Origin of the sequence: Microbacterium arborescens (assembly GCF_030369635.1) — a bacterium.
Taxonomy (GTDB): Bacteria; Actinomycetota; Actinomycetes; order Actinomycetales; family Microbacteriaceae; genus Microbacterium.
In genome coordinates, this window is record NZ_CP128474.1 from 2360405 (window position 1) to 2373783 (window position 13379).

Below are 13379 nucleotides of genomic sequence, written 5' to 3' on the forward strand. Positions count from 1 at the left end.
TGTTCGACGTGCACACGTTTCAGACCGCCCGGCGTTGAAGGCCCGGCGGTCTTCTTCGTGGGGCGGGCGTTCCGACGAAGAAAGACGACGATGACCGGTTCTCTCCCGACCCTGACCGATCTCGCCGCGAGCGGTGAGCCGTTCGCGCTCATCGCGCGCGACGGGGCGAGCGTCGAGGTGCTGCGCGGTGACGTCGTCGACGTCGACCTGCTCGCCGACATCCCGCTGGACGACCCGGACGGGACCCCGCGCGAGGTGCTCGCCCTCGTCCCGTTCCGACAGGTCGTCGAACGTGGCTTCGTCTGCCACGACGACCGGGCGCCGCTTCGCTGTCTGCGCGTCTCCGACCACGCCGCGCTGCCGCTGGCCGAGGCGCTCCGCCAGCTGCCGTCCGAGCGCGTCCCCCTCGAGGACGCCGGGTTCGACATCTCGGACGACGACTACGCCGACATCGTCCGACGCGTGATCGCCGATGAGATCGGCCGGGGTGAGGGGGCCAACTTCGTCATCCGCCGCGACTTCACCGCCAGCGTCGACACGGATGCCGTCACCGCCGGCCTCACGTGGTTCCGGGCGTTGCTGCAGCACGAGCGCGGCGCGTACTGGACGTTCCTCGTCGTGACCGACGGCCACGTCGCGGTCGGCGCCAGCCCGGAGGCCCATGTCAGCGCCCGCAGCGGCGCGCCCGCCGAGCCGGGCACCAGCATCGTCACGATGAACCCGATCTCCGGCACGTTCCGCCACCCCCGCGGCGGCGCGACGGCCGAGACCCTGACGGAGTTCCTCTCCTCGACGAAGGAGACCGAGGAGCTGTTCATGGTGGTCGACGAGGAGCTGAAGATGATGTCGGCGGTCTGCTCCGACGGCGGCCGCATCACCGGGCCTCATCTGAAGGAGATGTCACGCCTGACCCACACCGAGTACATGCTGCGCGGGTCGAGCACGATGGATCCCCGCGACATCCTCCGCGAGACGATGTTCGCCCCCACCGTCACGGGATCGCCCATGCAGAACGCGTGCACCGTCATCGCGCGACACGAGCGCACGCCGCGCGGCTACTACTCCGGTGTCGCCGCCCTGTTCACCCCCGCACCGGGTGGGGGCCACGATCTCGACGCGCCGATCCTGATCCGCACCGCCTACCTCGTCGACGGCCGGTTGCGCGTGCCGGTGGGCGCGACGCTCGTGCGGCACTCCGACCCCGCGGGCGAGGTCGGCGAGACCCACGGCAAGGCGGCTGGTGTCCTGGGGGCGATCGGCGCCGTCGACCGTGACGAGGCGCCCGCCTCGATCGCCGACACCGCGGCCGTCGACGAAGACGCGCCCGCGGCGCATCGTCCGCGACTCGGCGACGACCCGACGATCGCCGCCCTCCTCTCCTCGCGCAACGCGCGGCTCGCGCAGTTCTGGCTCGACCCGCAGGCGGCGCACGGCGGTCCTTACGCGGGCCGCGAGGTGCTGGTCGTCGACGCCGAGGACCGGTTCACCACCATGCTCGGCCATCAGCTGCGCCACCTCGGGTTCTCCGTGCGCATCGCTCCGTGGAACGAGGTCACGGATGCCGCGGTCGACGACGCGGGGCTCGTCGTCTTCGGGCCCGGCCCCGGCGATCCGCGAGACGACGCGAGCCCTCGCATCGCACGCATGCGCGAACTCGTCGCCCGCCGGGCCGAGGCGGGGCGGCCGCTCCTCGCGGTGTGCCTGAGCCACCAGATCCTCGCCGATCGGCTCGGGATCGGTCTGGCTCCCCTCGCATCTCCGCACCAGGGTCTGCAGAAGAGCGTCGACGTGTTCGGCGAACCGGCATCCATCGGGTTCTACAACACCTTCACCGCGCGCGTCGCCCCGGGCACCACCCGGCTCGGCGACACCGAGATCGCAGCCGACCCCTCGTCAGGTGACGTCTATGCGCTGCGCGGTCCCGGGTACGCATCCGTGCAGGGACACCTCGAGTCGATCCTGTCGCGCGACGGTCTGCCGACGCTCGAGCGGCTCATCGGATTCGCGCTGGGACCCGTCGCGGCCTGACTCGCGCCGCCCCGGCGGCGAACGTCAGCCGAGGATCGAGATCGGGTTGAAGACGTCGGCGAGGATGAGCGTCCCGCCCATGACGATGAGTCCGATCACGACGACGAAGGTGACGGGCACGAGCTTCGTGGCGTCGACCGGCCGCGGCGACGGGCGGCGGAACAGCTTCGCCCACGCGCGCTTGATGCCGTCCCACAGGGCGACGACGACGTGTCCGCCGTCGAGCGGGAGCAGGGGCAGCAGGTTGAAGATGAACAGCGCGATGTTGAGCGACCCCAGCAGGCTCAGCAGGTCGACGACGCGATCCTGAATCGGCGCCTCCGTCGCGGCGACCTCGCCCGCGATGCGGCCCGCTCCGACGACGGACAGGGGCCCGTTCGGGTCGCGCTCGCCGCCGGTGACGAGGGCCACCCCCGTCTGGTACACCTTGACCGGGAGCTGCCAGATGACGCTCGCGACGGCGCCGAGCCGGTCGACCGCAGCCTGCGGTCCGGTCCAGATCGGCTGCGGGACGTTGACCCGGGTGCCCGTCATGCCGACGAACCCGACCTCTTTCACCTCGGTCGTGCCGTCGTCGTTCATCACGGGACGTTCGGCGGCGACCGGGGTGACCTCGAGCGTCACGCGGTCGCTGCCACGCTCGACCACGATCGGGATCGTGCGCCCCGGTGCCGCCTGGATGATCGCGGTCGCCTCGGCGTAACCCGAGACATCGGTGCCGTCGACGGCGACGATGACGTCTCCCGGACGGATGCCCCCGGCTGCCGCGGGAGACACCGGATCACCGGCCTCGCACGTCGTGCGGTCGGCGCCCGCCGGGATGACGCACTCGTTGACCGCGGCGATGGTGGGCGAGACGCTCGGGATGCCGATCGCGCTGAGTGCGATCGCGAAGAGGACCATGGCGAGCACGAGGTTCATGAACGGACCGCCGACCATGATGACGATGCGCTTCCACACCGACAGCTGGTAGAACGCCGGGCGCGTGTCGTTCTCGACGAGCGTCTCGGCGTTGGCGAGGCGGGCATCCTGCACCATCGCCCCGAAGAATCGGCCGCTGCGTCGGGTCGCTGCGTCGGGCTCGTCGGGAGCCGGCGGGTACATGCCGGACATCGAGATGTAGCCGCCGACGGGCAGTGCCTTCACGCCGTACTCGGTCTCACCGAAGCGCCGCGACCAGAGGGTCGGACCGAGGCCGATCATGTACCGGCCGACGCGCACGCCGAACAGCTTCGCGGGGACGAGGTGCCCGACCTCGTGCAACGCGATCGAGACGGCGAGCCCGACGACGAGCAGCACGACGCCGATGACGAAAGCGAGGACGGTCACGACCGCTCAGAGTACCCGTCGAGTCTTTGAATCGGCCCAGGCCGTAAACTCCAACCATGGAGCGGGCGCGGAGTGCGACGGTGCGGCGTGCGCGCGCCGTGCGGGGAACCGCCTCCGCCGCCGTCGCCACCGTCTTCGCCGCCACCGCCCACACCATCTCGGGCGGGCTCGCGCCGCTCTGGCTCATCGTCGCGGCGACGTTGCTCACCACTCCCGCCGCGGTCTGGCTCGTGGGCCGCGCCCCGTCGGCGTGGCGGACCGGACTCGTCGTCCTGGCGAGCCAGGGGCTGTTCCACACCTTCTTCTCCATCGCCGGCGCAGCCGACCCGACGGCGCCCGTGCCGCATGTCCACGGCGGCGCCTTCCCCGCCGCCGCCCCGCTCTCACATGCGCACGCCGTCGGCACGAACATGACCGCCACGCACGTTCTCGCGGCGGCGGTCACCGTCGCGACGCTCGTCGCCGGCGAGCGTCTCGTACGCCTCATCCACCGCGGCATCCGCCGGTTCGCGCGACTGATGTCGCCGTCGATGCGCACACGGACTCCTCTGCTGCGCCCCGCTGCCGGCCGCGAGCGCATCCTCCCGGCACGCCGCCTGCGTTCCTCTCTCTCGCTGCGGGGTCCACCGGTCACCACCGTGTGAGCCCCCCTTCCCGTCGCGGACGGCACCGTGCCATCCGCATGTTCTGAGAGACGACCATGACCCGCAACATCACCGCGCGCAGCCGCGCCCGCTTGGCCGTCGGCGTGACCGCCGGCGCAGCCCTCGCCCTCGCCCTTCCGCTCGCCGCCTCCGCGCACGTCCACGTGACGCCGGAAGAGGTGGCCGCCAACGGATCCACCCGCATCGACTTCTCGTTCAGCCACGGCTGCGACGGGTCGCCCACGACCGCGCTCGTCGTCGACGTCCCCGCCGAGGCGCAGGGTGCGACGCCCGTCGTCGACGGTGCATGGACCATCACCACCGAGGCCGGCGAGAACGGCATCCCCACCCGCATCACCTACACCGCGGTCGCCCCCATCCCCGACGCGTATGCGGCCTCGGCCGGCATGAACGTGATCTTCCCCGGCTCGGCCGAGGGCGAGAGCTTCGCCTTCCCCGTCACGCAGCAGTGCGAGACGGGCGAGGCCGCCTGGGTGCAGGTCGCCGAGGACGGCCAGGATCCGGACGACCTCGAGTACCCGGCTCCGGTCGTCGTGGTCGGCGCGGCTGCGGCCGATTCCCACGGCGGCCACGGTGACGGCGGCCACTCGTCGGCCGACGGTGCCGCTGACGGCGAGGCCGCCGCAGCATCCCCTGCCGCAGCCGACCCGCTGCCGATCTGGCTCTCCGCCGGCGCCCTCGTCGTCGCCGCCGCCGCGCTCGTCCTGACGATCGCCCGCCGACGCGCCTGAGGCACACCCGGGGCGGCGCGTCAATCGGCGCTGCCGCCCCGGAACCGGGGTGAGACAATGGGGGCAATGCCTAACGACGCCCCGAACCTCCCTCCCGTCCTCCGCCCCGAGAGTCCGCCGCACCGCTCCCTGACCGAGCTCGCGGCCCACGTCGGCGGCCGGATCGTCGGCGATGCTTCCGACGTATCCGTCACGGGCATCACGCTCGCAACGGCGGACCTGCGCCCGGGGGAAGCGTTCGTCGCGATCCGAGGCGCCGTGCGACACGGGGCCGAGTTCGCGAAGCAGGCGGCCGAGACGGGCGCCACGGCGATCGTCACCGACGACCGAGGCGCCGAGCTCGCCGCCGATGCAGGCCTGCCGATCGTCGTGGTCGACGATCCCCGGGCGCGCTTGGGCGACCTGTCGGCCTGGGTCTACGGCACCGGCCGCGAGGACCGGCTGCCGCTGCTGCTCGCGACGACCGGCACGAACGGCAAGACGAGCGTGTCGCACCTGATCGAAGGCATCCTCGGACAGCTCGGCGCGGTGACGGGGCTCTCCTCGACAGCCGAGCGTCACATCGCGGGCGAGGTGATCGTGTCGCGGCTCACGACCCCCGAGGCCTCGGAGTTCCACGCGTTGCTCGCTCTCATGCGCGAGCGCGGCGTCGAAGCGGTCGCGGTCGAGGTGAGCGCACAGGCGCTGACCCGGCACCGTGTCGACGGCGTCGTCTTCGACGTCGCCGGCTTCACCAACCTCACGCACGATCACCTCGACGACTACCGCGACATGGCGGAGTACTTCGAGGCGAAGCTCCCCCTATTCCGCGCAGACCGGGCACGGCGCGGCGTGGTGTGCCTCGACTCCGACGCCGGCGTGCAGATCGTCGCGCGCGCCGAGATCCCGGTGACGACGATCATCACGCCCGCGATCGCCGAGACGCCCTCGTCACCGGCGGACTGGACGGTCGAGATCGTCGAGGAACGGCAGAACGGCACGGAGTTCCGGCTCATCGGCGCCGACGGCCGGCGACTGACCACGACGGTGCCGGTCATCGGGCGGCACATGGCGGCCAACGCCGGCCTCGCGATCGTCATGCTGCTCGAAGGCGGCTACGCGTGGGAGACGCTCGTCGGCGCACTCGACGGGCGGCGCATCGAGGCGCACCTCCCCGGGCGGACTCAGCGCGTGTCGGGCGATCGCGGACCGGCCGTCTACGTCGACTTCGGCCACTCCCCCGACGCTTTCGAGAAGACCCTCGCGGCCGTGCGACGCGTCACCCCCGGAACCGTCGTCATGGTCTTCGGGGCCGACGGCGACCGTGACAAGACGAAGCGCCACGACATGGGCGCGACGGCCGTCCTCGGCAGCGACATCCTGATCGTGACCGATCACCACCCGCGATTCGAGGATCCCGACGCGATCCGCGCGACCCTGCTCGAGGGTGCTCGGCGAGCGCGCCCGGATGCCGACATCCGCGAATCGTCACCGCCGGAGAAGGCGATCGTCGAAGCCGTGTCGCTCGTCGGCGACGGTGACGCGATCCTGTGGGCCGGTCCCGGGCACCAGGACTACCGCGACATCCGCGGCGTCCGCACCCCGTACTCCGCTCGAGAGCTCGCACGTCGAGCACTGCGGGACGCCGGCTGGCCGGTGCCCGAACCCAGCTGGGACGTGCCATACGCCGACTGAGCGTGTTTGTGGTCGGACCACTGTGAAAAATCGTGGGTCTCTCGCCGTGCTGTCGCTCCCGTGCACGATTCCTCCACCCCCTGCGGGTGCGGCGTAGCGTCGGCCACAGGCACGCCGCGGCAGGCACGACCAGCGCCTTCCCCGCTCCCCGGCGGGCCTTCCGACAGGACGAAGGACCCACGATGAGCACAGTCATACCGACCACGACAGCACACGACGACGACGCGGTCCCCACCGCGTGGGCGGGCTTCGCCCCGGGCCCGTGGCAGGACGACATCGACGTCCGTGACTTCATCCAGCGCAACTACGAGCCCTACACCGGCGACGCGTCGTTCCTCATGGGGCCGACCGCGCGCACGACGGGGCTCTGGGAGACGCTCAGCGAGATGTTCCCCGCCGAGCGCGAGCGCGGCGTGTACGACGTCGACGCTCTCACCCCCTCGACCATCACATCGCATGCTCCGGGCTACATCCGCCAGGAGGACGAGCTGATCGTCGGCCTCCAGACCGATGCGCCCCTGCGCCGCGCGATCATGCCCAACGGCGGGTGGCGCATGGTCAAGGGAGCCCTCGAGACCTACGGCTACCCCGTCGACCCCACGCTCGAGACGATCTTCACGCGCTACCGCAAGACGCACAACGACGGCGTCTTCGACGTCTACCCGCCGGCCGTCCGCCGCGCCCGCAGCAGCCACATCATCACGGGCCTCCCCGATGCCTACGGCCGCGGCCGGATCATCGGCGACTACCGACGCGTCGCCCTGTACGGCACCGACGCGCTCGTGGCCGCGAAGAACGTCGAGCGCGCCGAGCTCGACATGCACCCCTCGACGGAGAACATCCTGCGCTCGCGCGAGGAGAACGCCGAGCAGATCCGCGCCCTGCACGAGCTCGCCGAGATGGCCGCCTCGTACGGGTTCGACATCACCCGGCCCGCCGCCACCGCCCGCGAGGCGATCCAGTGGCTGTACTTCGCCTACCTCGGAGCGGTGAAGGAGCAGAACGGCGCAGCGATGAGCTTCGGTCGCAACACCGCGTTCCTCGACGCGTACATCCAGCGCGACATGGCGCGCGGCATCCTCACCGAGGTGGAGGCGCAGGAGCTCGTCGACGACCTCGTCATCAAGCTGCGTATCGTGCGGTTCCTCCGCACGCCCGAGTACGACGCGCTGTTCTCGGGCGACCCCACCTGGGTGACCGAGTCGATCGGCGGCGTCGGCGAAGACGGACGCACCCTCGTGACCAAGACGGCATTCCGCTTCCTGCAGACGCTCTACAACCTCGGCCCCGCCCCCGAGCCGAACCTGACGGTGCTGTGGACCGACGCCCTTCCCGACGGGTTCAAGGAGTTCTGTGCGCAGGTCTCGATCGACACCTCGTCGATCCAGTACGAGTCCGACGACCACATCCGCGCGCTGTGCGGCGACGATGCGGCGATCGCGTGCTGCGTGTCGCCGATGACGGTCGGCAAGCAGATGCAGTTCTTCGGGGCTCGGGTCAACCTCGCCAAGACCCTCCTGTACGCCATCAACGGCGGACGCGACGAGGTGAGCGGCAAGCAGATCGCGCCCGCCGCCGCCCCGGTCTCGGGAGACGTGCTCGGGTACGACGACGTGCGCGAGCGCTTCCGGGTCATGATGGAGTGGCTCGCCGAGACCTACGTCGACGCGCTCAACTGCATCCACTTCATGCACGACAAGTACGCCTACGAACGCCTCGAGATGGCCCTGCACGACGGCAACGTCCTGCGCACCATGGCATGCGGCATCGCCGGGCTCTCCGTCGCCGCCGACTCGCTCTCGGCCATCAAGTACGCGACCGTCGAGCCGGTGCGCGATGCGTCGGGGCTCATCGTCGACTACCTCGTCCACGGCGACTTCCCCACCTTCGGCAACGACGACGACCGCGTCGACGAGATCGCCCGCGAACTCGTTTCGGACTTCATGTCCATGATCCGCAAGCACCAGACGTACCGCGACGCGGTGCACACCCAGTCGGTGCTGACGATCACGTCGAACGTCGTGTACGGCAAGGCCACGGGCAACACCCCCGACGGTCGCCGTGCCGGTCAGCCCTTCGCCCCGGGCGCCAACCCCATGAACGGGCGAGACACGCACGGGATGCTGGCAGCCGCACTGTCGGTCGCGAAGCTGCCGTTCGACCAGGCGCAGGACGGCATCTCGCTGACCACGACGGTGACGCCGAGCGGTCTGGGGCGCACGCCCGACGAACGGGTGCACAACCTCGTGGGACTGCTCGACGCGCAGATGGCCTCGGACGGCTACCACCTCAACGTCAACGTGCTGACGCGCGAGACGCTCGAGGATGCGATGGTCAACCCCGACAAGTACCCGCAGCTGACCATCCGGGTTTCCGGCTATGCGGTCAACTTCGTGCGACTGACCCGCGAGCAGCAGCTCGACGTGCTCAGCCGCACCTTCCACACGGGGGTCTGACTCCCGTGTCCGCCATCCTGGTGCCGGGCGCGGCCTGCACCGCCGATCTGAGCGACCCCCGTCACGACCGTCTCGCCGCGCGACGGTCCGGGCATGTCGCGAGCGTGCACTCCTGGGAGCTCGTCACTTCCGTGGACGGCCCCGGCACCAGGATGACCCTCTTCCTCGCGGGATGCCCGCTGCGCTGCCAGTACTGCCACAACCCCGACACGTGGCGTCAGCGCGACGGCGAGCTCACCGCGCTCGATGACATCGTCGCCCGTCTGCGCCGGTACCTGCCGGTCTTCCGGGCGACAGGAGGGGGGCTGACGATCTCCGGAGGCGAGCCGCTGCAACAGGCGGCCTTCGTCACGCGTCTGGCCCGGGCCGCCACCGAGCTCGGTGTCCACGTCGCCATCGACACATCGGGCAACCTCGGCCGCGCCGCATCCGATGCGCTGCTCGACGACGTCTCGCTCGTCCTGCTCGACGTGAAGTCCGGGCTGCCCGACACCTACCGCGAGGTCACCGGCCGCGACCTGCAGCCGACGATCGAGTTCGGCGACCGCCTCGCGGCCCGCGGCACTCCGGTGTGGGTGAGGTTCGTGCTCGTCCCCGGCCTCACGGATGCCGTCCCGAACGTCGACGCCGTCGCCGACATCGTCGCCCGGTGGCAGAACGTGCAGCGGGTCGAGGTCCTGCCGTTCCATCAGATGGGCACGTCGAAGTGGGAGCGTCTGGGAATCCCCTATCCGCTCGCCGGTCGCCCGACGCCGGATGCGGAACTGCTCGCGCGGGTCCGCGGCCAGTTCGCCGATCGCGGTCTCACCGTGTACTGACGGCGAGCGTCACTCGACCACGCTGATCGCTCGGTCTGCGGCGCTCCGCGCCCACGCCTCCGCCTCCGCGAGCGACTCCCGGGTGAGCTCGCCCGGCGGACGGTGCGCGTCGACCACGCGTTCGACGGTCTCCACGATGCCGAGGAAGCCCAGGGCGCCCGCGTGGAACGCCTCGACGGCCTGCTCGTTCGCGGCGTTGAACACCGCCGGGTAGGTTCCGCCCGCGCGCCCCACCCGTTTCGCGAGCGCGACCGCCGGGAACGCGGAGTCGTCGAGCGACTCGAAGGTCCACTCGCTCGCGCGGGTCCAGTCCAGCGGAGCCCCCACTCCCGCGACCCGGCGCGGCCAGTCGAGGCCGAGCGAGATCGGGAGACGCATGTCGGGCGGCGAGGCCTGGGCGATGGTGGACCCGTCGATGAACTCGACCATCGAGTGGACGACCGACTGAGGGTGCACCACGACGTCGATGCGGTCGTAATCCACACCGAACAGCAGGTGCGCCTCGATGACCTCGAGCCCTTTGTTGACGAGGGTCGCCGAGTTGGTGGTCACGACGCGTCCCATGTCCCAGGTCGGGTGGGCGAGGGCCTGGGCAGGGGTGACGGTGGCCAGCTCGTCGCGACGCCGGCCGCGGAACGGCCCGCCGGATGCCGTGAGCACGAGCCGTCGCACCTCGTCGGGCGTGCCTGATCGCAGCGCCTGTGCGATCGCGGAGTGCTCCGAGTCGACCGGGACGATCTGACCGGGCGCGGCGAGCGACGTGACGAGCTCGCCCCCGACGATCAGCGACTCCTTGTTCGCCAGCGCCAGCGTGCGACCCGACTCGAGCGCAGCCAGGGTCGGCCCCAGCCCGACCGAGCCCGTGATGCCGTTGAGCACGACGTCGGCCTCGACATCACGGACGAGACGTTCCGCATCGGCCGCGCCGAGGGCGGTTCGGGTCACACCGAATCGCGCCGCCTGCTCTTCGAGCATCCGAGCGTTCGAGCCGGCGGCGAGCCCGACGACCTCGAACCGGTCACGACGGGAGTCGATGACATCGAGCGCTTGCGTCCCGATCGATCCGGTGGAGCCGAGGATGAGGACGCGACGCATGCCGTCAGCCTAGGTGCTGCGGCCGTGCTGACGGGGCCGTCAGCCTGCGGCGGGAACGGGGGTGCGCTGGACGCCCAGGATGTCGACGACGAAGACGAGTGTCTCGTTCTGGAGCTCGCTGCCCTCCTGCGCACCGTAACCTGCAGCGGGCGGGATGACGACGAGCACCTGCGAACCGACCTGCTGCCCCTCGAGCGCCTGCTGGAATCCGGCGACCACACCGGTCGTCGGGAAGGCCGCGGGCTGGCCGCGGTCCCAGCTGGAGTCGAAGACCGACCCGTCCGACCACTTCACACCGGTGTACTGCACGAAGGCGGTGTCACCCGGCTGAACGGTGGCACCGTCGCCGGTCTTGAGGTCGGCCAGCTGCACCTCGGTCGGAGCGTCGGTGCCGGGCAGGGTGATGGTGGGGGCGCCGTTCTCGGCCAGCTCGACCGTCGGCATCCCGTCGACCGGCGCCTGGTCGGTTCCGGTCGCGCGCGTCGGAAGCTTCTCGACGCCCTCCGCCACGACGACGACGGCTGTGCGTCCCTCGCCGAAGGCCGAGCCGGGGATCGCGAGCGCCGCGGTCGATCCGAGCGGAGCGCATTCGAGGGCCGCGACGAACACCGAATACTGCTGGGGGTCGAGCAGCACCGGCACCAGGCCCGAGTCGTCGGGCGAGGTGTCGCGCGACTGCTCGAGCAGCTCACCGGTCGCACCGTCGTAGATCGCGTAGGAGCCCGAGACGAGGTCGCCGGAGACGAGGTCGTCGCCGTCGCCGCGGGTCGTGAGCGTGCGCTCGATCTCCGTCGGCTCAAGGCCCGGGTCGACCTTCGCGGTCAGCTCGGGCGCCGAACCCGACACCTCGATGCTGTCGGAGGCCTCCCCCGGCTGGGCGTTCACGAGGCATTGCTCCGATGCGCCGGAAGCGTTCGGGCTGGGCGACTCGGTGGCAGAGTCGCCACTCGCGCAGCCGGCGAGCGCAAGCGCCGAGACGGCGACGACGGACAGAGCGGCGAACGGGCGCAGACGCACGGAGAACCTCTTCGATCGGGGAGACGGAGTCCTCATCCTCTCGCACGAGCATCGGTGTGCGCTGAGAACGCGCGAGCCGACGCGAGTGGCGCCTCAGCCGATGCCGACACGACCACTCGCGTCGGGTCGTCGTTCATCGGCGCCGCTGCAGCACAGACGTGGTGCGCGGACCGGGGGCGGAGCGCGCGTGCACAACATGTCCACGGAGTCATGCGTTCCGCAGTAGCCTCGTCTGGTGAACGCTGACGCAACCGAGCCGCAGTCCGGCGAGCCCGGCGAGCACGACGAAGCCGCAGCCGCCGTCGAAGCAGTCCCGGGAATCGGACTCACCTATGTGATCGGACGGTGGGTGCTCGCGCCCCTGGCGCGCATGATCTACCGGCCGCGCATCGAGGGCCGCGAGAACTTCCCCCGCAAGGGCGCTGTCATCCTTGCGAGCAACCACCTGTCGTTCATCGACTCCTTCATCATCCCGATGGCCTCACCGCGTCCCGTGCGGTTCCTCGCGAAGTCGAGCTACTTCGACGGCACCGGCTTCCGCGGCTGGCTGTCGCGAGAGTTCTTCTACGCCGCGGGCGCGTTCCCGGTCCGTCGCGGTGCTGGACAGGCCGCGCTCGATGCCCTGGATCAGCAGAAGAAGATGCTCGACGCGGGATGGTCGACCGCGCTCTACCCCGAGGGCACGCGTTCGCTCGACGGCCGCCTCTACAAGGGCCGCACCGGTGTCGCGTTCCTCGCGCTGCAGACCGGTGCGCCCGTCATCCCCGTCGGACTCGTCGGAACGAGCGAGATCATGCCCGTCGGAGCGAAGTTCCCGCGGCTGCGCCCGCGCGTGACCGTCCGGTTCGGCGCGCCGCTCGACCTGAGCCACCACGGCTCGGCCGACTCCGGTCGCGCTCGTCGCAACGCCACCGATGAGATCATGGCCGCGATCCACGCCCTGTCGGGTCAGGAACTGGCAGGCGCGTACAACGAGGCCCCGCCGCAGAACACCGTCGAGCGGATCAAACAGGCCCTGCCGCACGAACGCCGCTGACCCGGCCGATCACTCCGCGCCCGAGACGACGATCGTCGGTTCGTGTCGCACCGGGAAGTTCACCGAGTTCGCGATGAAGCACCACGCGTTCGCCTGCGCGTGAGCCTCGAACGCGGCTTCGCGCATCGACGCTTCGGCGACGACGACCCGGGGCCGCAGCACGACCTCCGCGAACGCCCCACCGCCACGCCCGTCTTCGCGCATCGTCCCCGTCGCGTCATCCGTATAAGCGACCACGACCACGCCGGCCGTCACGCAGGCGTGCAGATACGACAGCAGATGGCACTCGGAGAGCGCAGAGAGGAGGAGGTCCTCGGGATTCCACCGGGTCGGGTCGCCTCGGAACGGCTTGTCGCTCGACGCGGCGAGAGCCGGCTTGCCGTCGATGCTCAGCGTGACGGCCCGGTCGTAGTCTCGGTAACCGCTGGTTCCGGTGCCACGATTACCGGTCCACTCGGCCCGCACGGAGTATCGATGCTCGCCCAACATGCGGACAGTCTGACACGGCGCATGGCGGGGCCCGCGACGGT

The 13379-nt window shown here is 70.8% G+C and carries 11 protein-coding genes; 7 read left to right on the forward strand and 4 right to left on the reverse strand.

Annotated features, from left to right (window positions below; genetic code table 11):
• Positions 1-90: 90 nt before the first annotated feature.
• Positions 91-2028: an anthranilate synthase family protein gene (locus QUC20_RS11215; protein WP_120264837.1), complete on the forward strand. Its 1938-nt coding sequence runs from the start codon at positions 91-93 to the stop codon at positions 2026-2028.
• A 24-nt stretch (positions 2029-2052) separates the two neighbouring features.
• On the opposite strand, the gene QUC20_RS11220 is transcribed toward QUC20_RS11215, so the two are convergent.
• Positions 2053-3357, reverse strand: coding sequence for a M50 family metallopeptidase (locus tag QUC20_RS11220; protein WP_289329915.1), 1305 nt, complete (start codon positions 3355-3357; stop codon positions 2053-2055).
• Between the two features lie 56 nt (positions 3358-3413).
• Between QUC20_RS11220 and QUC20_RS11225 the strand changes: the two genes are divergently transcribed.
• The 5 genes from QUC20_RS11225 to pflA all read left to right on the forward strand — a co-directional run bounded on the left by QUC20_RS11225 (position 3414) and on the right by pflA (position 9701).
• A complete protein-coding gene (locus tag QUC20_RS11225; RefSeq protein WP_289329916.1) occupies positions 3414-4001 on the forward strand; it encodes a hypothetical protein in 588 nt (195 codons plus the stop codon).
• A 56-nt stretch (positions 4002-4057) separates the two neighbouring features.
• Complete coding sequence (locus QUC20_RS11230) at positions 4058-4753, forward strand: DUF1775 domain-containing protein (RefSeq protein ID WP_289329917.1); 696 nt, start codon at positions 4058-4060, stop codon at positions 4751-4753.
• Positions 4754-4819: 66 nt separating this feature from the next.
• Positions 4820-6427 carry a Mur ligase family protein gene (locus tag QUC20_RS11235; RefSeq protein ID WP_289329918.1) on the forward strand — a complete coding sequence of 536 codons (1608 nt, stop codon included), beginning with the start codon at positions 4820-4822 and terminating at the stop codon, positions 6425-6427.
• Positions 6428-6609: 182 nt separating this feature from the next.
• Positions 6610-8883, forward strand: coding sequence for a formate C-acetyltransferase (pflB, locus tag QUC20_RS11240; RefSeq protein ID WP_289329919.1), 2274 nt, complete (start codon positions 6610-6612; stop codon positions 8881-8883).
• Positions 8884-8897: 14 nt separating this feature from the next.
• Positions 8898-9701, forward strand: coding sequence for a pyruvate formate-lyase-activating protein (pflA, locus tag QUC20_RS11245; protein WP_289331516.1), 804 nt, complete (start codon positions 8898-8900; stop codon positions 9699-9701).
• Between the two features lie 9 nt (positions 9702-9710).
• On the opposite strand, the gene dxr is transcribed toward pflA, so the two are convergent.
• On the reverse strand, positions 9711-10796 hold the full coding sequence (gene dxr, locus QUC20_RS11250; RefSeq protein ID WP_120264830.1) for a 1-deoxy-D-xylulose-5-phosphate reductoisomerase: 1086 nt from the start codon (positions 10794-10796) through the stop codon (positions 9711-9713).
• Positions 10797-10835: 39 nt separating this feature from the next.
• Positions 10836-11813, reverse strand: a complete 978-nt coding sequence (locus QUC20_RS11255) for an FKBP-type peptidyl-prolyl cis-trans isomerase (protein WP_183045402.1) — start codon at positions 11811-11813, stop codon at positions 10836-10838.
• Between the two features lie 232 nt (positions 11814-12045).
• On the opposite strand from QUC20_RS11255, the gene QUC20_RS11260 reads away from it, so the two are divergent.
• On the forward strand, positions 12046-12849 hold the full coding sequence (locus tag QUC20_RS11260) for a lysophospholipid acyltransferase family protein (RefSeq protein WP_396652171.1): 804 nt from the start codon (positions 12046-12048) through the stop codon (positions 12847-12849).
• A 9-nt stretch (positions 12850-12858) separates the two neighbouring features.
• Here QUC20_RS11260 and QUC20_RS11265 read toward each other — a convergent pair whose 3' ends face one another.
• On the reverse strand, positions 12859-13338 hold the full coding sequence (locus tag QUC20_RS11265) for an OsmC family protein (protein WP_120264828.1): 480 nt from the start codon (positions 13336-13338) through the stop codon (positions 12859-12861).
• Positions 13339-13379: the final 41 nt, after the last annotated feature.

Bases quoted from the DNA above. Each gene is read 5' to 3' on its own strand.
- QUC20_RS11225 (WP_289329916.1), top strand. From the start codon at position 3,414: ATGGAGCGGGCGCGGAGTGCGACGGTGCGGCGTGCGCGCGCCGTGCGG.
- QUC20_RS11230 (WP_289329917.1), top strand. From the start codon at position 4,058: ATGACCCGCAACATCACCGCGCGCAGCCGCGCCCGCTTGGCCGTCGGC.
- pflB (WP_289329919.1), top strand. From the start codon at position 6,610: ATGAGCACAGTCATACCGACCACGACAGCACACGACGACGACGCGGTC.
- QUC20_RS11235 (WP_289329918.1), top strand. From the start codon at position 4,820: ATGCCTAACGACGCCCCGAACCTCCCTCCCGTCCTCCGCCCCGAGAGT.
- dxr (WP_120264830.1), bottom strand. From the start codon at position 10,796: ATGCGTCGCGTCCTCATCCTCGGCTCCACCGGATCGATCGGGACGCAA.
- QUC20_RS11265 (WP_120264828.1), bottom strand. From the start codon at position 13,338: ATGTTGGGCGAGCATCGATACTCCGTGCGGGCCGAGTGGACCGGTAAT.
- QUC20_RS11215 (WP_120264837.1), top strand. From the start codon at position 91: ATGACCGGTTCTCTCCCGACCCTGACCGATCTCGCCGCGAGCGGTGAG.